The 19,989-nt window shown below is 71.0% G+C and carries 19 protein-coding genes and 1 tRNA gene; 9 read left to right on the top strand and 11 right to left on the bottom strand.

The features are described 5' to 3' along the window. Positions 1-4: 4 nt before the first annotated feature. Together O0235_RS12315 and O0235_RS12320 are read right to left on the bottom strand one after the other, a co-directional pair. Positions 5-799, bottom strand: a complete 795-nt coding sequence (locus tag O0235_RS12315; RefSeq protein ID WP_270056077.1) for a hypothetical protein — start codon at positions 797-799, stop codon at positions 5-7. 105 nt (positions 800-904) lie between these two features. Next, positions 905-981 (bottom strand) — tRNA-Val (locus tag O0235_RS12320). Between the two features lie 91 nt (positions 982-1,072). On the opposite strand from O0235_RS12320, the gene O0235_RS12325 reads away from it, so the two are divergent. The 3 genes from O0235_RS12325 to O0235_RS12335 all read left to right on the top strand — a co-directional run bounded on the left by O0235_RS12325 (position 1,073) and on the right by O0235_RS12335 (position 3,742). Continuing rightward, positions 1,073-2,281: a class I SAM-dependent RNA methyltransferase gene (locus O0235_RS12325; protein ID WP_270056078.1), complete on the top strand. Its 1,209-nt coding sequence runs from the start codon at positions 1,073-1,075 to the stop codon at positions 2,279-2,281. Then, positions 2,278-2,901 (top strand): Maf family protein, encoded by a 624-nt coding sequence (locus tag O0235_RS12330; RefSeq protein ID WP_270056079.1) that lies wholly within the window; start codon positions 2,278-2,280, stop codon positions 2,899-2,901. The genes O0235_RS12325 and O0235_RS12330 overlap by 4 nt, the downstream gene beginning before the upstream one ends. 142 nt (positions 2,902-3,043) lie before the next feature. Continuing rightward, entirely contained in the window at positions 3,044-3,742 is a 699-nt protein-coding gene (locus O0235_RS12335; protein ID WP_270056080.1) for a response regulator, read from the top strand. Here O0235_RS12335 and O0235_RS12340 read toward each other — a convergent pair. Together O0235_RS12340 and O0235_RS12345 are read right to left on the bottom strand one after the other, a co-directional pair. Further along, on the bottom strand, positions 3,739-5,166 hold the full coding sequence (locus O0235_RS12340) for a CoA-binding protein (RefSeq protein ID WP_270056081.1): 1,428 nt from the start codon (positions 5,164-5,166) through the stop codon (positions 3,739-3,741). The genes O0235_RS12335 and O0235_RS12340 overlap by 4 nt on opposite strands. A 36-nt stretch (positions 5,167-5,202) precedes the next feature. Beyond that, a complete protein-coding gene (locus O0235_RS12345; protein WP_270056082.1) occupies positions 5,203-5,901 on the bottom strand; it encodes an acetate--CoA ligase family protein in 699 nt (232 codons plus the stop codon). Between the two features lie 101 nt (positions 5,902-6,002). Here O0235_RS12345 and O0235_RS12350 point away from each other — a divergent pair, with 101 nt between their 5' ends. Further along, positions 6,003-7,541 carry a GMC family oxidoreductase gene (locus tag O0235_RS12350; RefSeq protein ID WP_270056083.1) on the top strand — a complete coding sequence of 513 codons (1,539 nt, stop codon included), beginning with the start codon at positions 6,003-6,005 and terminating at the stop codon, positions 7,539-7,541. A gap of 18 nt (positions 7,542-7,559) precedes the next feature. Here O0235_RS12350 and O0235_RS12355 read toward each other — a convergent pair whose 3' ends face one another. Next, a complete protein-coding gene (locus O0235_RS12355; RefSeq protein WP_270056084.1) occupies positions 7,560-7,958 on the bottom strand; it encodes a cupredoxin domain-containing protein in 399 nt (132 codons plus the stop codon). Positions 7,959-8,073: 115 nt separating this feature from the next. Next, on the bottom strand, positions 8,074-9,270 hold the full coding sequence (locus tag O0235_RS12360; protein WP_270056085.1) for an aminotransferase class I/II-fold pyridoxal phosphate-dependent enzyme: 1,197 nt from the start codon (positions 9,268-9,270) through the stop codon (positions 8,074-8,076). 292 nt (positions 9,271-9,562) lie between these two features. Between O0235_RS12360 and O0235_RS12365 the strand changes: the two genes are divergently transcribed. Together O0235_RS12365 and O0235_RS12370 are read left to right on the top strand one after the other, a co-directional pair. Continuing rightward, positions 9,563-11,101: a methyltransferase regulatory domain-containing protein gene (locus O0235_RS12365; protein WP_270056086.1), complete on the top strand. Its 1,539-nt coding sequence runs from the start codon at positions 9,563-9,565 to the stop codon at positions 11,099-11,101. Positions 11,102-11,132: 31 nt separating this feature from the next. Continuing rightward, complete coding sequence (locus O0235_RS12370; RefSeq protein ID WP_270056087.1) at positions 11,133-12,536, top strand: amidase; 1,404 nt, start codon at positions 11,133-11,135, stop codon at positions 12,534-12,536. 6 nt (positions 12,537-12,542) lie between these two features. Here the strand turns inward: O0235_RS12370 and O0235_RS12375 are convergent, their stop codons facing one another. From O0235_RS12375 to gatC, 3 genes are read right to left on the bottom strand one after another with little or no spacing between them, the layout of a single operon-like run. Next, positions 12,543-13,085, bottom strand: a complete 543-nt coding sequence (locus tag O0235_RS12375; RefSeq protein WP_270056088.1) for a restriction endonuclease — start codon at positions 13,083-13,085, stop codon at positions 12,543-12,545. 54 nt (positions 13,086-13,139) lie between these two features. Next, complete coding sequence (gene gatA, locus O0235_RS12380) at positions 13,140-14,609, bottom strand: Asp-tRNA(Asn)/Glu-tRNA(Gln) amidotransferase subunit GatA (RefSeq protein WP_270056089.1); 1,470 nt, start codon at positions 14,607-14,609, stop codon at positions 13,140-13,142. Next, complete coding sequence (gene gatC / locus O0235_RS12385) at positions 14,606-14,893, bottom strand: Asp-tRNA(Asn)/Glu-tRNA(Gln) amidotransferase subunit GatC (RefSeq protein WP_270056090.1); 288 nt, start codon at positions 14,891-14,893, stop codon at positions 14,606-14,608. The genes gatA and gatC overlap by 4 nt, the downstream gene beginning before the upstream one ends. Before the next feature lie 117 nt (positions 14,894-15,010). Here gatC and O0235_RS12390 point away from each other — a divergent pair, with 117 nt between their 5' ends. Both O0235_RS12390 and O0235_RS12395 read left to right on the top strand, forming a co-directional pair. Beyond that, positions 15,011-18,037 carry a transglycosylase domain-containing protein gene (locus O0235_RS12390; protein WP_270056091.1) on the top strand — a complete coding sequence of 1,009 codons (3,027 nt, stop codon included), beginning with the start codon at positions 15,011-15,013 and terminating at the stop codon, positions 18,035-18,037. Between the two features lie 61 nt (positions 18,038-18,098). After that, on the top strand, positions 18,099-18,935 hold the full coding sequence (locus tag O0235_RS12395) for a sulfurtransferase (RefSeq protein ID WP_270056092.1): 837 nt from the start codon (positions 18,099-18,101) through the stop codon (positions 18,933-18,935). Positions 18,936-19,025: 90 nt separating this feature from the next. Here the strand turns inward: O0235_RS12395 and O0235_RS12400 are convergent, their stop codons facing one another. Further along, complete coding sequence (locus tag O0235_RS12400) at positions 19,026-19,253, bottom strand: hypothetical protein (RefSeq protein WP_270056093.1); 228 nt, start codon at positions 19,251-19,253, stop codon at positions 19,026-19,028. 138 nt (positions 19,254-19,391) lie between these two features. Next, positions 19,392-19,583, bottom strand: coding sequence for a hypothetical protein (locus tag O0235_RS12405; protein ID WP_270056094.1), 192 nt, complete (start codon positions 19,581-19,583; stop codon positions 19,392-19,394). Positions 19,584-19,810: 227 nt separating this feature from the next. Between O0235_RS12405 and O0235_RS12410 the strand changes: the two genes are divergently transcribed. Then, positions 19,811-19,978: a hypothetical protein gene (locus O0235_RS12410; RefSeq protein WP_270056095.1), complete on the top strand. Its 168-nt coding sequence runs from the start codon at positions 19,811-19,813 to the stop codon at positions 19,976-19,978. Positions 19,979-19,989: the final 11 nt, after the last annotated feature.

The raw sequence follows: 19,989 nt of genomic DNA on the forward strand, positions 1-19,989 counted from the left end.
AAGGCTACGGTGAGGCCGGCATCCGCCAGGAGCCGCCTGCCGGCCCGGCGATGGCCACCCAGTACGCCTGCCCGGGCTCCAGCGTCGCCAGCGTGTTCGCGCCGGGGACGCCGGCGCCCGCCGGGAAGTACGCCAGCCACGACTGCGCGGCGGCGTCCCAGCCGTAGACCGCCGTCACCTGCGCGCCCTGCACGCCCTGCAGCGCTTGCGCCGCCGGCGTCGAGGGGCCGCTCCACGTCACCAGCGTCCAGCGGAACTGGAGCGGCACGGTGACGGCCGTTTCCCGGCCCGCTTCCGCCACCCAGCCGACCTGCCCGCCGCCGTCGCCGGGGGCGAGCACGAGCACCCGCAGCGGCCCGGGGATGCTCTGGGAAATCCGCACCCACGCCTGGCATTCGTCCGTCACGCCGTCCCGGAGCGGCGGGAAGCTCCGCACCGGGCTGCCGGATGCGGCGTTGACTGCCGTCGAAAACGTCCGCACGCCGAGCGCCTGCCGCCCCGGCGCCAGGCCGCCGGAGCTCGTCTCGATGATGATCCCTTCGCCGGCTTCGATGATGAAATCGACCGGCATATCGATGACGGGGTGGAGGCTCACGGCGCCCGCCGGCGGCTGGCAAAAGCCGCCCCGGTCGAGCGTATGGAAGACGACATAGACGAACTGGCTGCCATCGAGCTGCGGCTCGATGACCATGCTCACGGGGCCGCTCTCGGCCGAGGCGCGGGTCCCGGGGACCGCCCAGGGAGCGGCCGCAGCGGCCGGCAGCAGCACGAACACCAGGAGAAGGAACACGCGGCGCATAGCCAGAGTCTACCCCGGCCCGCCGTTTCGGGCCGCGCACCTGCTGCCCCCATCGAAACGAAAAACGCCGGCTGCATGGGCGCCGGCGGTGCGGTGTGCGTGGGCTGGTGGGCGATACTGGATTCGAACCAGTGACCTCTGCGATGTCAACGCAGCGCTCTAACCATCTGAGCTAACCGCCCACGCTGCGCATAGCATACGCCCGCAGGCCGCAAGCCGCCACCCGGCCCGCGCTCCCTCGCGCGTGACCGTGCCGGCCCCTACGCTGGGGGCATGCCCCGCCGCGGCCGCGCCTGGAAAACCCCCGCCGAGCCCGTCACCCTCGTGCTCCGCGCCGAAAGCCTCGTCTTCGGCGGCGCCGCCCTCGCCCGCGCCCCCGACGGCCGGGTCGTCTTCGTCAGCTTCGCCGCCCCCGGCGAACTCGTCGAAGCCGCCGTCGAAAAGGAATACCCGGACTACCTCGAGGCCGTGGTCACGCGCGTGCTCGAGCCGTCGCCCGACCGGGTCGAACCGCGCTGCCCGCTCTTCGGCGAATGCGGCGGCTGCCAGCTCCAGCACATGGCCTACCCCGCGCAGCTCCGGGCGAAGGAGGCCGTCGTCCGCGAGCAGCTTCGCCGCATCGGCGGCCTCGACGAGAGCGTCGTCCGGCCGATGGTCGGCGCCCGCGACCCGTGGGGCTACCGCAACCACATCCGCTTCTCCACCGGCCGCAAATTCGGCGATGTCGGCTTCATCTCCCGCCGCGGCCACGGCCTCCTGAAGGTCGAGCACTGCCCCATCGCCGACCCGTGGGTGAACGAGGTCCTGCCGAAGCTCCAGGGCCACGGCGCCGGTCTCCACCAGGTGCAAGTGCGCCATTCCGCGGCCACCGGCTCCTTCCTCATCAACCCGGCCGTCCCCGGGGCCGAGATTCCGACCGGCCAGACCAGCTACCTCGAGCGGCTCGCCGGCCACGACTTCGTCGTCAGCGCCTCGGCGTTCTTCCAGGTCAACACCGCCCAGGCCGAGGAGATGGTCCGCCTCGTCGGCGAAGCGCTGCCGCCGCGCGGCCGCCTCCTCGTCGATGCCTTCGCCGGGGTCGGCACCTTCGCCCGCATCTTTGCCGACCGCTTCGAGTCCGTCGTCGCCATCGAGGAATCGAACAGCGCCGCGCGCGACGCGAAAGTGAACCTGAAGCCGGTCCCGAACGCCCGCATCCGCATCGGCAAAGTCGAGGACGTGCTGCCGACGTTCGAGGACTACCCCGATGCCATCGTGCTCGACCCGCCGCGGCCCGGCTGCGCGCCGCCGGTGCTCGCCGCCATCACCGAATTCCGCCCCCGGGTCGTCGTGTACGTCTCCTGCAACCCGGCCACGCTGGCGCGCGACCTCCGCGTCCTCGTCGACGGCGGCTACCGGCTGACGGACGTCACGCCGCTCGACATGTTCCCGCAGACGGGCCACATCGAATGCGTGAGCCGGCTGGAGTGGCCGCAGCCGTGAGCCGCCCCGTCGTCCTCGCCTCCGCCTCGCCCCGGCGCCGCGAGCTGCTCGCCGCCCTCCTCGATGATTTCGGCATCGATGCGGCCGATATCGCCGAGGACCTCGAGGGCGACGCCGTGGATTGCGCGCGCCAGCTCGCCTACGCCAAGGCCGAAGCCGTCGCGCGCCGCTACCCGGCAGCCCTCGTCATCGGCTGCGACACCGTGGTGTTCCGCGGCCTCCGCCTGTACGCCAAGCCGGCGGATACCGCGGAGGCCGCCGCCATGCTCCGCGAGCTCCGCGGCCGGCCGCACCAGGTCGTCACCGCCGTCGCCGTCATCGCCCCCGAAGGAGCGGCCATCGACCACGAAATTTCGACCGTCGTGATGGCCGACCTGCCCGACGCGGTCCTCGAAGCCTACGCCGCATCGGGGCGCACGCTCGACAAGGCCGGCGGCTACGCCATCCAGCACGAGGACGTCCGGCCCGTCGCCCGGCTCGAAGGGTGCTATTGCGGGGTCATGGGCCTCCCGCTCTGGACCCTCTACCGGCTGCTGGAGCTGTTCGGCTGTGCGCCCCGCCCGCCAGACCGGGCTTTCGAACGCTGCGCTGCCTGCCCGGCGCGGCCCCGCTCGCCATAAACATTCACTTGGCAGGCGCGCCGGGAGGAGTAGACTGCCCCGTACAGCGGGGCGTGCGTTCCGCCCCGCGGGAGAAGCTTGCATGAGCAATAACCGCTCGCTAGGGAGGGGGAGCCCCGCCAGCGGTTCGCGGCCGATCCGCGTGCTCGTGGTCGATGACCACGCCGTGATCCGCCAGGGCCTCCGGATGCTGCTCGAATCCCGCCCCGAAATCGAAGTCGTCGCCGACTGCGAGAACGGCCGTGAGGCGCTCCTCGCCGTCGAACGCCTCCGGCCCGACGTCGTGCTCATGGACGTCGTCATGCCCGGCCTGAACGGCATCGAAGCGACGCGGCAGGTGAAGCGCGCCTCCGCGTCTACCAGGGTCGTCATCCTCTCCGGCTTCGTCGATGAGGAGCAGATCACCGGCGCCATCCGCGCCGGCGCCTCCGGCTACCTCGTCAAGAACTCCGACGTCTCCGAACTCATCCTCGCCATCCAGACGGTCCACCGGGGCAACCAGTACTACTCGGCGGCGCTTTCCGAAGGGTTCGACATCGCCGAACTCCAGCTCCAGGCGCGCCGGCCCGAGCAGAAGACGTCGCTCGACAACCTCACGCCCCGCGAGCGCGAAGTCCTCCAGCTCATCGCCGAGGGCCGCACCAACCAGCAGATCGCCGACGAGCTCGTGGTCAGCGTGAAGACCGTCGAGGCCCACAAAGCCCACATCATGGAGAAGCTCAAGGCCCGCTCGCGGACCGACCTCATCCGCTACGCGCTCAAGCGCGGCATCGTCAAACTCGAAAGTGTCGACGAAGCGGAGCGGAGCCTCTCCAACCTGGGCGGCGCGGCCGAAAGCTAGCCCGCCCGCTCCCGCGCGAACTCCAGCGCCCGGCGGTACGCCGCCGCCGCCTGTTCGAAGCTCGGGAAGACCGGCACGCCGGCCGCGTTGAACTTCGGCTGGATGCTCGCCACGTACTCCGCCTCGTGCGCGGGGTGGAGGATGACGACGAGCGGCTTCTCCGACCGGGCGATGTGCCCCGCGAGCGTCGCTATCGTCGCGTCCAGCGTTTCCGGCTTCGCTTTCCACTGCCGCGCGGCGAACATCGCCGAGAGCTCCATCGCCATGCCGTCCACGTTCGGGTCCGCGTCTACGATCCGCAGCACCCGGTCGAGCGTTTCCATGTTCCCCTGGATCGTTCCCGCCATGTCGAGCGGGTTCTGGTAGCTCCCGCCCACGATGTTGAAGAACTCGCCAAGCGCGGCGTACGTCTCATTTGCGAAGCGGGGCACCCGCAGGCCCGCCTTCGCGAAGGCGTCCGTGATCGAGACCGACTGGCCGCCGGTCTGCGCGAGCAGCGCCATCCCGTCGCCCCGCGGCGGCTTTGCCCGGAGCAGCATCTTCATCGCGTCGACCGTCTCGTCGAGGTTGTTCGTCGTGATGGCGCCGCACTGCCGCATCATCCCGTCCCACACCGCCTGCGGCGCAGCCAGTGAGCCGGTGTGCGACATCGTCGCGCGCGCGCCCGCCTCCGTCTGGCCGCCCTTCCAGACGACGACCGGCTTCCGCCGGCAGGCCTCCTTCAGCGTCGCGAAGAACCGCCGCCCGTCCTTCACCCCCTCGACGTACATGCCGATGACCTTCGTCTCGTCGTCGAGCATCAGGTATTCGAGATAGTCCGAGACGTCGAGCACGATCGCGTTGCCGATGGAGGCGCACTTGCTGATGTACATGCCGTTCGCCGCCGCGACGAGGCTGAACATGATGCCGTGCGTGCCGGACTGGCTGAGGAAGCCGATTTCGCCGTCGTCCGTGACCGGGGCATCGGCGTTGAACCGCACGCCGGCCTTCGGCAGGTAGAGCCCCATGCAGTTCGGCCCGACGAGGTTGAAGCTCGCCTCGCGCGCCATCTCCGTCAGCTGCGCCTGCAGCCGGATGCCCAGTTCTTCGCCCGTCTCCGCAAACCCGGAAGTGAAGAAGCCGGCGCCGGCAGCCCCGGCTGCGATGAGGTCCTTCAACACGTGCGGCGCGACCTGCCGCGGCACGGCCACCAGCGCGTAATCGATCGGCTCAGGCACGTCGAGCACGGACGTGAAGTTTTGCACCCCGAGCGCCTCGATGCCGGGAATCTCCTTCTCGTCGAGCTGCACCGAGTACAGGCGGCCGCCCCGTTCCCTGATCGGCAGGTTGTTGTGCAGCCACATGTAGCCGGGGCCTTTGTCGCCGATGACTGCGACGACCTTCGGGTTGAACATCCGGTCGAGCCGGTGCCCGGGCACTGCCATTTCGCTACCCTCCCGGCGGAAGCCCGCCGCCCTGCCTTACGCCTCGCCGATGACGATGCGCGCGTCGACTGCCAGCGCGCCGTCCGGGTAGGCGAACACGGGGTTCAGGTCGAGCTCCTTCACCTCCGGGTGCGCCTGCACGAACTCGGACACCTTCAGGATCGTCTGCTTCAGCGCCTCGATGTCGGCCGGCGGCTGGCCGCGGACCCCCGAGAGCACCGGCCGACCCTTGATCTCGTCGATCATCTGCCGGGCGTCCTTCTCCTCCAGCGGCACCAGCCGGAAGGACACGTCCTTCAGCACTTCGACCATGATGCCGCCGAGGCCGAACATCAGCACCGGCCCGAACTGCGGGTCGGTCGTCATCCCGACGATCACCTCCGTGCCCTGCGGCGCCATGTGCTGCACCGCCACGCCGGTGATGCGCGCCCCGGGGACCGCCCGCTGCGCGTTCGCGACGACCTCATCGAACGCCGCGCCGACTGCCTCCCGGTCCTGCAGGTTGAGCTTCACGCCGCCGACGTCGGACTTGTGCGCGATATCGGGCGAGACGATCTTCAGCACGACGGGGTAGCCGACCTGGTCGGCCGCGGCCTGCGCCTCCTCCCGGGTGCGCGCGAGCAGCGTCGCCGCCACCGGGACGCCCGCCTCCTGCAGGAGCGATTTCGCTTCGACTTCGGTCAGCAGGGTGCGGCCCTCGGCGCGCGCCTGCGCGAGCACTGCTTCGAACGACATGGATGCCTCGCGGAAACGGGTGGTGTGGCGGGATTGTACGGGAACCCGCCCGTGCGTCCCACCGCCGGGACGGGTACATTCCCGCCCCGGGAGGCTCCGCTATGAACGAACCCTTCGACGTCATCGTCGTCGGCGCCGGCTCGTCCGGGGCCGTCATCGCCGCCCGCGCCAGCGAAGACCCGCGCCGCTCCGTCCTGCTCGTCGAAGCCGGGCCCGATTACCCCGACCTCGCGCAGCTGCCGTTCGACCTCGTCAACAGCCACAACAACTCCTACACCGCGCACGACTGGGGCCTCAGCTACCGGCCGACGGCGGCAGGCCGTTCGGCACCCTTCCCGCGCGGCCGCGTCACCGGCGGCTCCAGCGCCGTGAACACCACCATCGCGCTCCGCGGGATGCCGGAGGACTACGACGGCTGGGCGGCCGCCGGCAATCCCGAATGGGCGTGGGAGCGTGTGCTCCCCGCCTTCCGCCGCCTCGAGCGCGACCTCGATTTCGGCGACCGGCCCTACCACGGCGACGCCGGCCCGATCACCATCCGCCGTTACACGTGGGACGAACTCACCCCCGTCCACCGGGCGTGGCTCGAAACCGCCGGCGAGCTCGGCTACCCCCGCTGCGAGGACGCCAACGACCCCGCCAGCTGGGGCGCCGGGCCCCACCCGATGAACAAGGTCGGCCGGCTGCGGGTCTCGACTGCCGTCGGCTACCTCGCGCCCGCCCGCGCCCGCCCGAACCTCCGCATCCTCCCGAACACGCTCGCCCGCCGCGTCCTGTTCGAAGCCGGCCGCGCTGCGGGCGTCGAAGTCGAACGCGGCGGGGACGTGGAGACCATCCGCGGCCGGCTCGTCGTCCYTGCCGCCGGCGCCATCCATTCGCCGGCCATTCTCATCCGCTCGGGCATCGGCCCGGCGGAAGAGCTCGCCCGCCTCGGCATCGAGCCCGTCCGGGCCGCCCCGGTCGGCATGCGGCTCTCCGACCACCCGGCGCTCGCCGTCGTCGCGGCGGTCCGCGACCCCGGCATCCTCGACCCGGACCAGCCCATCGTGCAGACCATCCTCCGCTATACGGCGCCGGACAGTCCCCACCGCAACGACCTGCAGGTCGAGGCGTTCTCCTTCTCCCCGCGGGGCGCCGGCCCGCTGCAGGCGTTCGCCGTCGCCGCCGTCCTCGAGCAGGTGAACGGCACCGGCACGCTCCGCCTGCCCTCCGCCGACCCTCACGCTGCCCCGGTCATCGAAAACCGGTTCTGCGAAGACCCGGAAGACCGCCGGCGGCTCACCGCCTGCTTCCGCGACGCCCTCCGCTTCGTCACGGCCGGTCCGCTCGCGGCCCTCGTCGACCGGGTCATCTTCCCCGACCCGGCCCGCGAGCTGAGCGACGAGGCGATCGGCGCCCTGCTGCTGAAGCTCGCCGCCAGCGGCTACCACCCCTGCGCCACTGCACCCATGGGCCCGCCATCGGACCCGCACGCGGTCGTCGACCAGTACGGCCGGGCCTATGGCGTCGAGGGCCTCGCCGTCGCCGATGCGAGCATCATGCCGACCGTCCCGCGCGCCAACACCAACCTCACCAGCATCATGATCGGCGAGATGGTGGGCGAGTGGCTCCGCACCCGGCCGGAGCTGTACGGCCTGTGAACCAGCCGGCCGCGGCCGCTACTCCACCACGATGCGGCCGGTCATCGGCCCGCACTGGTACGGGAAGCTCAGGCCCGCCTGGTCGAAGTCCCGGGTGTACTCGCCGGTCGTTTGCTCGGGCGACTTCTGGCCGGCGAGCATGATGGCGATCGGCGACGACGTGTTTTCCCACTTCCAGACGACCCGCGTCCGTGCCTTGATGGTCACGTTCGCCGGGTCGCAGCCCTGGTCGGTGACCCTGATCTCCTGCACCGGCCGCTCCTGCGGCGCCTCCGTCGCGTTCACGTTCGGGTTCACGTTCTCGAGGGTCACGTTCTTGTTGCCCCCGTTACCGCCGCCGCACGCCGCCAGCGTGATCCCCGCCGCCGCCAGCGCGGCAAGCGCCGCGGCCCGCCAAACCCCCCGGTCACCGGTCATATGCCACCTCCTGAGCGCTGCTATCGATGGCGCCGAATCCTACCATCAGCGGGGGCTATCCCGCGGAAAGTAGTTCAGGAGGCGCTCGCTAACGCACCCGGGCGCGCGCGAAACCTCAGGCCGTCCGGTGCCGCTGGACGAACCGCCCGATCCGCTCGAGCGCCCGCTCGATCTGCTCGAAGCTGCTCGCGTAGCAGGCGCGCACGTGTCCTTCGCCGCACGCGCCGAAGGCGCTCCCCGGCACCACGGCCACCCGCTCTTCGGCCAGCAGCCGCTCGCTGAACTCGAGGCTACTCATGCCGGTGACCCGGATCTCCGGGAACGCGTAGAACGCGCCGCGCGGCTCGAACGTCGGCAGCCCCACCGCCCGGAAGCCGTCGACGATCAGCCGCCGCCGCCGGTCGTACTCCGCCACCATCTCGGCCACGAACGCCTCGCCCTCGTCGAGCGCAGCGATGGCCGCGTACTGCGAGGCTGTCGGCGCCGACATCATCACGTACTGGTGGACTTTCATGATCGCCTCGGCGATGGGCGCCGGGGCCGCCACCCAGCCCAGCCGCCACCCGGTCATCGCGTACGCCTTGCTGAATCCGCCCAGCAGCACCGTCCGCTCGCGCATGCCGGGCAGCGAAGCGAAACAGGTGTGTTCGCCCGCGTAGGTCATCCGGTCGTACAGCTCGTCGCTGATGACCGCGAGGTCGTGCCGCTCGACGACATCCGCCACCGCTTCGAGGTCGGCGCGGTCCATCGTCGCGCCCGTCGGGTTCGCCGGGTAGCCGAGGAGCAGCACCCGGGCCGAGGGCGTCACCGCCGCCTCGAGGTCGGCCGGAAGCAGCCGAAAGTCGTCGGCCGCGCGCGTCGGCACGGGCAAAAACTCCCCGCCGGCCATCACCGTGACCGGCATGTAGGCCACGTAGCTCGGGTCGGCGCACAGCACGCCGTCGCCCGGGTCGACCATGGCCCGCATCGCGATGTCCAGCGCCTCGCTCGAGCCGGAGGTGATGACGATTTCGGTCCGCGGGTCGTACCGCACGCCGTACAGCCGCTCAAGGTGCGCGGCGAGCCGCTCGCGCAGCTCCAGCAGCCCGTAGTTCGAGGTGTAGTGGGTGTCGCCGCGCTCGATGCTCGCGATGGCGGCCCGCCGGAACGGTTCTGGAGTGACATAATCCGGCTCGCCCACGCCGAGCGAAATGACGTCCTCGATCGTGCTGAGCAGGTCGAAAAACCGGCGGATGCCGCTCGGCGGAACGGCCTGCATCCGCCGCGAAACGTAGCGGACCGGTTCGGTGCGGGTGGACGTGTCAGCGGTCATCGGTGCTGCTCCTCGTTGCCCCCGCCAGCCATTCCTACCGGGAAAGGCCGCCCCGGGGGCGGCCTTCCTGCAGGTGTTCTCGACGTACGGTTCCGACCGCCACCCTTACCGGCGCGCACGCGCAGCCGCAGCGGCAGCAGCGGCGAGGAGCGCGGCGAGGGTGGTGGTGTGAACCATGCCTGCTAACTCTCACGGCTGCCGCCCATAACGTCAATACCGGGCGTTCCCCGATCATTCCGGCGCCTTTCCCGGCTTCTTCGGCCCGCCCCGCGCGCCTACACTGGGTGCCGACGTGCCCGTCATCAGCTACGACGCCATCCCCTACGAAGGCACCGCCGTCGAAGCCTCTCACCCGCGGCGCCTCGCCGCCCTCGGCCGCCTCTTCGGCATCGAAACTCCGCCGCCATCTTCGGCCCGGGTTCTCGAAATCGGCTCCGCGATTGGCGAAAACCTGAACGCCATCGCAGCCGGTCTCCCGGGCGCAACCTGCCTCGGCATCGACAATGCGCCCCGGCAGGTCGAACTCGCCCGCGAGACGGCCGCCCGGCTCGGCCTCCGCAACGTCCGCTTCGAACCGCTCGACATCGCCGAGGCCGGCCCCGCGCTCGGCCAGTTCGACTACATCATCGCCCACGGCGTGTACTCCTGGGTGGAGGCGCCCGTCCGCGACCGCCTCCTCGGCCTCTGCGGCGAACTCCTCGCGCCCGGCGGCATCGCGTTCGTCAGCTACAACTGCTACCCGGGCTGGCACCTCCGGCAGCCGCTCCGCGAGCTGATGGTGTTCGCCACCCGCAACCTCGACGCGCCGCCCGGCCAGCTCGTCGGCCACGCTCGCGCCATGGCCGAGATCGTGGTCCGCACGGCGCTCGACCTCGAAGCCCGCCTCCCCGGCGGGCCGCTCTACGCCCGCGTTCTCGCCCGCGAGCTCGAATTCATCGCCGACCGCCCGGACGACTACGTCGCCCACGAGCACCTCGAGCCGACCAACGCGCCCGTCTACTTCGCCGATTTCGTCGCCCACGCCGCCGCTCGCGGGCTGCAGTACGTCGGCGATGCCTGGCCGCTCCGCATGGCGATGCCCGACCTCGCGGGCGACGTCGCCGCTGAGTTCGAATCGCTCGCCCCCGGCCAGGTCGAACGCGAACAGCTGCTCGATTTCGTCCACGGCCGCACCTTCCGCGAATCGCTGCTCTGCTGCGCCGGGGCTGCGGTCGAACGCCCGCCGGCGCCCGCCCGGCTCCGGGGGCTCGCGCTCCGCCTGCTCGGCGACCTGATCGGCCCCGGCGAAGAGCGGTACGACCCGGCGCTCCCGAAGCTCGTCCACCCCGGCGGCATCCTCGCGCTGCGCGACCCGGACCTCCTCGAGGCCGTGCGCATCCTCGATGCCCGGCGGCCGGCTGCCGTCCCGGCCGAGGAGCTGGCGGCCGCCGTCGACCCCCGCCGCTTCTGGCAGCGCACCGCTCCGAAGCTGCTCCGCCTCTTCTTCCACGGCGGCCTCCAGCTCGAAGCCGAACCTGCCCGCCCCGTCCCGGCGGCGGGGCCGCTGCCGCGGGCCTTCGCCATGGCCCGCGACCAGGCGCGCCGCGACGGCACCATGCCCGTCGCCCTCACCCACGCCGTCTACGACGTCCCGCCGCTCCCCCTCGCGCTGCTTCCCTGGCTCGACGGCACCCGCACGCACGATGACCTGGCGCGCCTCATCGTGGAAGAGCTCGCGCCCCGAGCCGAGGATGACGCCGTCCGCGCCGCGGGCGTATCCTTCGCCACCGCCCGGGTCGCGCTCGCCGGCGCTCTCCAGTGGCTCGCCCGCCGCGGCTACCTCGAAGCCTGACCCGGGACACGATCGACTTCCAGGTGCGCCGATGACCGACCCTGCAGACCTGACCGTCGCCGAAGCCGCCCGCGCCATCGCCCGCCGCGACCTCTCGCCCCTCGAGCTCACCCGCGCCTGCCTTGCCCGCATCGAGGCGCGCAACCCCGCGCTCAACGCCTTCGTCACCGTCGTCCCGGAGCGCGCGCTCGAGGAGGCCGCCCGCGCCGAGGCCGAACTCCTCGCGGGCCAGCACCGCGGGCCGCTCCACGGCATCCCTGTCGGCCTGAAGGACCTCTACGACACAGCCGGCATCGAAACGGCCGCCGGCTCCGCCGTCCTCCGCGGCCGCGTGCCGGGCCGCGATGCCGCCGCCGTGGCCCGGCTCCGCGAGGCCGGCGCCGTCATCCTCGGCAAGACGAACACCCACGAATTCGCCTGGGGCACGACGACGAACAACCCGCACACCGGCCCGACCCGCAACCCCTGGGCGCCGGACCGCATTCCCGGCGGCTCGAGCGGCGGCTCCGGCGCAGCGGTCGCTGCCCGGCTCTGCCCCGCCGCTCTCGGCACCGATACCGGCGGCAGCATCCGCATCCCGGCCGCGCTCTGCGGCGTCGTCGGCCTCAAGCCGACCTTCGGCCGGGTCAGCCGCGCCGGCATCATCCCGATGTCGTGGCAGTTCGACCACGCCGGGCCCATCACCCGCACGGTCGAAGACGCCGCCATCCTCCTCGGCGCCATCGCCGGCTACGACCCGGCCGATTTCGCCACGGTGCCGGTGCCCGTGCCCGACTACGCCGCCGCGCTCGTCCCGGACATCCGCGGCCTCCGCATCGGCGTCCCCCGCGACCAGTTCTTCGGCCTCCTCGACCCCGAAGTCCTCGTCGCCGTGGAAGAAGCGCTCGAGACGCTGCGCGGCCTCGGCGCCGCCGTCGAGGATGTCGACGCCGGGTTCACCCGCGAGCAGGTCATCAGCGCGTGGCGGCTGGTCAACGTCGAAGGCCGGCTCTACCACGCGCCGTGGCTCGAGCAGCAGCCCGAGGCGTACAGCGAAGAGCTGCGGAACGTCCTCCTCCAGCCGCTCCCGGAGCCGCTCGACCTCTCGGCGGCGTACCTCGCCAGCTACGAAATCAAAGAGGGCGTCCGCCGCGTGCTCGAAACCGTCGACCTGCTCGCCGCGCCGACGACCATGCGGCCGGCCTCCCGCATCGGCGAGGACCCCGTCGAAGTCGAGGGCGTGCAGCTGAGCACCGGCGCGGCCTTCGCCTCGCTGACCATGCCGTTCAACCTCGCGGGAATCCCGGCGATCAGCATCCCCTGCGGCTTCTCCGCGGAAGGGCTGCCGATTGGCCTCCAGGTGGCCGGCCGCCCGTTCGATGAGGCGGCGGTGCTCCGCGCCGCGTTCGCCTACGAATGCGCAACCGATTGGCGCCGGCGCATGCCGCCGCTCTGACCTCGCCTAACGGAAGAGCCGCCCGCCGCGCGCGGCCTCGGCCACGCTGCCGCTATCCACCAGCACCAGCTTCGGCCCCTGCCTGAGCCCCGCGGCCCACGCCGCAGCGGGCGCCGTCACCCGGCCCGTCGTCACCAGCACGGCGAGCGTCGCGCCCGCCGCCGTCGCAGCTCCGTAGAGGTCGCGCACCGCCGAGGCGCCGACCGCCGCCCCGCCCGCGAACCGCTTGCACTGGACGGCCGCAACGTCACGCCCCTTCTTTGCGATGAGGTCGATGCCGCCGTCGCCCGGCCCGCCGGTTTGCTCGACCCGCCAGCCGTCCCGCTCCAGCCATGCCGCGACGCGCGCTTCGAACTCGGCCGGCGGAAGGCCCCGCAAGCCCTCGAGGGTCCGCAGGACTGCGCGGCGCCGCAGCGCCGCTGCGGCCCGGTAGACGAGCAGGAGCGCTCCCGCCGCGGCAGCCGTCCAGCCGGCCCATGCGAGCCCCGCCGGCCCGGCCCATGCCGCCGCCGCCCCGGCCGCGGCGAGCGCGGCCCCGAGCTTCGTCACCGGCCGAAGCCCCCGCGCCGGTCCTGCCCCGGGCAGGCCGCCCCGGGCCCTGCCTCAGCCGGCAGCCAGCGGCGCCAGCTGGTTTTTGAAGCCGCTGGCCTGCTCGTACGCGTGCGCCACCTGCAGGATGCGCCCTTCATCGAAGAAGTTCCCGATGATCTGCATCCCCACGGGCAGCCCCTCGCTGAACCCGCAGGGCACGCTGATCGCCGGCAGCCCCGCCACCGAGGCCGGCAGCGTGTAGATGTCGTTCAGGTACATCGCGAACGGGTCGTCGACCTTCGCCCCGATCGGGAACGCCACCGTCGGCGAGGTCGGCGTGACCAGCACGTCATACCTCGCGAACGCCTCCGCGAACTCCCGGCTGATCAGCGTGCGCACCTTCTGCGCCTTCAGGTAGTAGGCGTCGTAGTAGCCCGCGCTCAGCGCGTACGTTCCGAGCATGATGCGCCGTTTCACCTCGTTGCCGAAGCCCTTCGCCCGCGTCTGCTCCATGTTCTCCCACATCGAGGGCGCCGACCGGTCGCTAAACCCGTACTTCACGCCGTCGTAGCGGGCGAGGTTCGCCGAGGCCTCGCTCGGCGCGATGATGTAGTAGACCGCCAGCGCGTGCCCGGTGCTCGGCAGCGAAACGTCCCGGTCGACGATGGCCCCGAGCCCTTCCAGCACGCCGAGCGCCTCCTCGATCCGCGCCGCGACCCCCGGCTCCATCCCGCTGATGAAGTACTCCTTCGGCACGCCGATGCGCATGCCGCGGATGTCGCGGCCGAGGTAGTGCCGCAGGTCCGGCATCGGCTCCGGGTTCGTCGTGCTGTCGCGCGGGTCGTGCCCGCCGATGCAGTCCAGCATCGTCGCGACGTCTTCCACGTCCCGGCCGATCGGCCCGACCTGGTCCAGCGAGCTGCCGAAGGCGATGATGCCGTACCGGCTCACCCGGCCGTAGGTCGGGTCCAGCCCCACCTGCCCGCAGAGCGCCGCCGGCTGGCGGATCGACCCGCCCGTGTCGCTCCCCAGCGAGACGAGGCATTCCCCCGCCGCCACCGCCGCCGCCGACCCGCCGGAGGAACCGCCGGGCACCAGCGCCGGGTTCCACGGGTTCCGCGTCGGGCCGTAGGCCGAGTGCTCCGTCGACGAGCCCATGGCGAACTCGTCCATGTTGCACTTGCCGATCATCACCGCGCCGGCCCGGCGTAAGTTCTCGTAGACGTGGCTGTCATAGGGCGGGATGAAGTTCTCGAGCATCTTCGAGCCCGCCGTCGTGCGCACGCCTTTCGTGACGATGAGGTCTTTCACGCCGACGGGGATGCCCGTGAGCGGCGTGGCGGCGCCCGCGGCCAGCTTCGCATCGGCCTCCTTTGCCTGCTCGAGCGCCAGGTCGGCCGTCAGGGTGATGTACGCGTTGACCGTCGGCTCCACCTCCGCGACCCGCTCCAGCACCGATTGGGTCAGCTCGACGCTGGTGAACTCCCGCCGCCGGAGCCCTTCGTGCGCTTCGTGCGCCGTCAGACGCCACAGCTCGCTCATTCCAGCACCGCCCGCACGCGGAAGTAGCCGTCCTCGGCCAGGGGCGCATTCGCCAGCACCTCGTCGCGCGGGAGCGACGGCTGGACCGCGTCCTCCCGCATCACGTTCGCGAGCGGCAGCGGGTGGGCTGTCGGCTCGACGCCTTCCGTGTCGACGGCGGCGAGCGCCTGGAAGTGGTCGAGGATGCCCGAAAGCTGCGCCCGGAACCGCTCCACCTCCGCCTCGTCGAGTGCGATGCGGGCCAGCCGGGCGATGTGCAACACGTCATCACGGGTCAGCGCCATGCGGTCAAGGATAGGGGAAGCCCGGCTTACCTGCCGCCGTGTTGCCAGCCGCGCGGGTCTGTTACCCTCGGGTGCGATGCTGCGCATCCGCCCCGGGCGCACAGGGGGTGCCCGTCCATGACCAGCATGGTCGTACGCCGGCGGCTCCGCGAACGCCGCCGCGACGGCGGGAGCCGCGCGCGCCCGCTGCTCATCGCGCTGCTCGCGCTCGTCGGCCTCGGCGCCGTTTCCGCCGCCGCTGCCCTCGGCGCGCTGTTCACCATCTACAACTCGTACGCCAAGGACTACGTCCCCATCGAGCAGAAGCTGCTCGAAGTCTCTTCCGTGCCGACGGAAATCTACGACCGCGGCGGCCCCGACGGAGGCGTCCTGCTCGCCACCCTTTCGAACCCGAACGCCCAGCTCCTCAACCCCGTCACGCTCGACCAGATCTCGCCGTGGATGATCGAAGCGACGGTCTCCACCGAGGACAACTCCTTCTGGACGCACCCGGGCATCAACCTCAAGGGCCTCGTCCGCGCCGCCTACGAGAACTACATCCTCAACGACTTCGGCGCCGGCACCGGCGGCTCCTCGATCACCCAGCAGCTCATCAAAAACGTCTACATCTGCCCCTCGATCTCCGAAGACGGCGACAACCGGAACGCCTGCGTCACCGCCGAGCGAACGCTCGACCGCAAGCTCCGCGAAATCGCCTACGCCATCGAGCTGGAGCGCGACTACTCCAAGGAGCAGATCCTCACCTGGTATCTGAACCAGATCAGCTACGCCGACCGGTACATCGGCGTCGAGGCCGCGGCCCAGGGCTACTTCCGCAAGCCAGCCAAAGACCTCACCCTCGCCGAGGCCGCGCTCCTCGCAGGCATCCCCCAGGCGCCGACCACCTACCACCCGCGCCTCAACTGCCTCAAAGACGACCGCGGCGACTGCATCGTCGATGAACTCGGCCGGGGCATCGTCGGCGGCGATGCGAAGGCCCGCCAGGGAGACGTGCTCGACCTCATGGTCCGCCACGGCCGCATCACCCCCGAGCAGGCGGCTGCCGCCAAGGCGGAGGAAGTCCGCGTCTACCTCGGCTCCAACCCGCAGCGCKCCGAGGCATTCGTCGACAACCAGGTCGAGCCCCGCCTCGTCCGGATGTGCGAAGCCGGCATCCTGCCGAAGCTCCCCTCCGCCCCCGACTGCAAGTCCAGCGTCCACATGGCCGGCTACAAAGTCACGTCGACGCTCGACTGGGAGCTGACGGCGAAGGCGATGGAGATGGCGCGCGGCTTCATCGCCGCCGGGCTCGAAGCCGGCTGCGAATGCCACAACGCCGCCATCGTGACCATCGAGCCGTCCACCGGCCAGGTCATCGTCTACGCGCCCAACCGCGACCCGTCCTACCGCTCCGACCGCCGCGTCGCCGGCGAAATCGACCAGCTCGTCGAAATCAACCAGCCCGGCTCCTCGTTCAAACCGGCCGTCTACCTCAGCTGGTTCGACGTCCTCAACAAAGCGCCGATGAGCACCTTCTGGGACACGAGCCCGCTCACGGTGGAGGGCACCGCCATCGAGAACCCGCGCCGCGACGCCGAAAAGTCCGAAGGCCTCATCTCCGCGCGCGCCGGCCTCGGCGGCTCGCAGAACGTGCCCGCCTTCCGCGCCGCGCAGGAAGCCGGCGTCGACAACGTCATCAAGATGGCCAAGGCGCTCGGCATCACCACCCTCGAACAGCGCTTCGACCCCACCTTCCGCTCCCACCCGGACGTCACCTACGGGGCGTCGATCGCGACCGGCGGCGCGAACATCCGCGCCATCGACATGGCCTACATGGACGCCGTCATCGCCAACATGGGGAAGATGGTCGGCGTCCCCACCCTCGCCCGCTACGTCAAAGTCTCGGACCTCAAGAGCACGGCGCTCGATACGGGGGCCAACTACGAACTCGCCCTCGAGCAGAAGCTCCTGTTCGAGAAGGGCTACATCCGCATCGAGGGCACCCGCGAACTCGATCCCGTCGTCATCCTCGAAGTCCGCGACAAAGACGGCAACGTCATCTTCCGCCAGGGCGAGCCCGAAACCCGCCAGGTCGTCGATGCCGGCTCCGTCTGGCTCCTCCACACCATCATGTCGGACTGCACCGCCCGCTTCATCATCTGGGGCTGCGGCGGGAGCAATAACGACCTCGGGCTCGATTTCTACGCCAACGGCCAGCGCATCCCCTCCGGCGTGAAGACCGGCACCCAGCAGGGGCCCGCCTCCGCCGCCGACACCCTCGAGACGTGGATGACCGGCTACAGCCGCCACGCCGCCACCGCCGTCTGGGTCGGCAACGCCACCAACGAACTCGTCAACGACCGCCAGTTCGCGGCCGCCAACACCACCGTGCGCCTCTGGAAAAACTGGATGGGCTACTACCACGAGGCGCTCGCCGCCCGCGGCGTCCCTGATATCGGCAAAGGCTTCTCCGACCTCCAGCCGCGCAACGTCGCCCAGCGCGAGTTCCAGACTCCGGCGACCGACCGCAACCTCGGCCCCGATTTCAAGTACTGCGACCAGGTCGTCACCGCCTGGGTCCGGACGGACGTCACCTACGAATCGGAGTGCGAAGAGAAGGAGATCGACAGCCGGAACGGCCTCCTCGCCACCGACGAGACGCCGGCCGAGTTCCGCAAGATGCAAAAGTTCGTCAAACTCCCGGCGTTCAAACCTGAGCTTGCGGAAGAGCTCGCCCAGAAGCGGAATATCCCGATCGCGCCGAAAGAGAAGAGCACCGGTCTCGCCGCCATCGCCATCAACAACATCACCACCGGCCGCACCATCTCCGGCGACACCGAGGTCATCGGCACCGTCAACCCGCCGAACCTGAAGAACTGGAAGCTCGAGCTCGGCAAGGGCTCGACCCCGGCCGAGTGGAAGACCATCGGCGAAGGCACGGCGAAGGTCGAGAACGGCGTCCTCGGCACCATCCGTCTGAATGGCCTCGAGGACGGCGTCTACACCCTCCGGCTTTCGACGAACGACGGCAAGGGGCTCTCGCTGCAGGTGTACATCAACATCCGGCGCGGCGGGCCGCCCTTCCCCGGCGCCACCCCGACCCCCTTCGGCGGCATCCCGAACAACGTGCTCACGCCCACGCCGACCCCGACGCCCCCGCCCTGACCCTGACCCCGGCCCGCCCGGGGGCGTACACTCCGCGCCAAACCCTCCCGGGAGGCCGCCCATGGGCTACGCGCGCCCCGAACTCCTCGCCGAACCCGACTGGCTCCAGCAGCACCTCGACGACCCCGGCGTCCGCATCATCGATTGCGCCGTCCTCGAGGCGTACCGCCGGGCCCACATCCCCGGGGCCGTCCACCTCCCCGTCCACTACTACATCAAAGAGGCCGGCCCGCCCGGCGCCGACCACGGCACCTTCGTCATGCCGCCCGCCGAATTCGAAGCGCTCATGGGCCGGCTCGGCGTCTCGAACGACACCCTCGTGGTCACGTACGACGACAACAACGCCCTCGTCGCGGCCCGGCTCTGGTGGGTGCTCAATTACTACGGCCACACGAACGTGAAGGTGCTGAACGGCGGCTGGCACCGCTGGCTCACCGAAGGGCGGCCCATCACCTTCCACGCCACCCGGCCGAAATCCGCGTCCTTCACCGCCCGCCCCAACCCGGACCTCATCGCCGACGCGGAGTACCTGAAGGCCCGCATCGGCGACCCCGGCTGCCAAATCCTCGATGCGCGGACGGACGCCGAGTGGGACGGCACCAACGACCGCGGCAACCGGCGCGTCGGCCGCGTCCCCGGCGCAAAGCACCTCGAATGGGTCCGCTTCGTCGAAACTGCCGATACCCGCCGCTTCCTCCCGGCCGAAGCGATCGAACGGCTCCTCGCCGAAGCCGGGTTCGCCCGCGGCCGCGCCACCATCACCTACTGCCAGGGCGGCATCCGCGCTGCCCACGCCGCCTTCGCGATGACCCTCGTCGGCTACGACGACATCCGCGTCTACGACGGCTCCATGCGCGACTGGGCGAACCGCGACGATACCCCGCTCACGCTGGAGTAGCCCGCACCAGGCCGCGCCTCCCTGCGGAAAACAGGCGGGCCCGGCTCACCTGAGCCGGGCCCGCCGGGCTGTTCGGATTCGACGGCCGGGTTAATCGGAGGCCGGGGCCACCGGCTCCTTCGCGATCGGCTCGCGTTCCCAGCGGATGAGCGCCTCGACCGTGAAGCCGAGGTCCGCCTTCTCGCAGAGCGACGAGCAGTACGTCATCTTCATCCCGCTCGGCGACTTCCGCCAGTCGTAGCGGAGGCCGCACCGCGCGCACACCCGGATGTTGTTCAGGTTCATCCCGGTGGGGCCGGGGCCGATGGGCGTTTCCATGGTGGGTGCCTCCTTTGCCGGCTTGGCCGCCTCGCGGTCGGCTTCCGTGCACTTCCAGCGTAGAGGCCGCCAGTCCGTTTCGTAAAGCGACGCACCCCTGCGCCGCTTACGACCTGCTGACCGGCCCCCGCCGCCGGCTCAGGCCGCGAGCAGCGCCCGCCACTCGCCCCGCACGAATTCGACCTCGCGCAGCAGCGTCTCGATGGTGAAGCCGAGGTCCGCCTTCTCGCAGAGGCTCCCGCAGTAGGTCATCTTCAGGTACGCGCTCGGCGAACGGCGCCAGTCGTACGGCGCCCCGCAGTGCTGACAGATGCGCATGTGGCCCTGCATGGGTGCAGCCTCCCCGGGTGGGCGGCGGTCCAACGCGCCGCCGGTGCTAATTCGATATTCGGCAACTTGCCCCCTCCCGTTCACTCCATGAAAACCCGCATCCCCGGGAGCGGAACCGCGGCCATTTCGCGCCCTCCGGCCGCCACCGGCCTGTCACCCGGCGCCACCGAACCCGCAACGCCGCCCGCGGGGTTTTCCGGATGCGGACCGCCGAAAATGTCGGTGGGATGTACGCCTCGCCCGAGCCGCTGCCGTTCCGCCGGCCCCGGCCCCTGCCCCACCGGCTCCCGCCGCGCACCGGCGTCGTCCCCCGCGAGCGCGTCATCGTCGCCGGCGAACAGCCGGTCCGCCCGGCGCCCGCTCCTGCCCGTTCACCTCGCCTCCGGTATCGTTAGCAGCAAACCCG

This window comes from Tepidiforma flava, assembly GCF_027594505.1.
Taxonomy (GTDB): Bacteria; Chloroflexota; Dehalococcoidia; order Tepidiformales; family Tepidiformaceae; genus Tepidiforma; species Tepidiforma flava.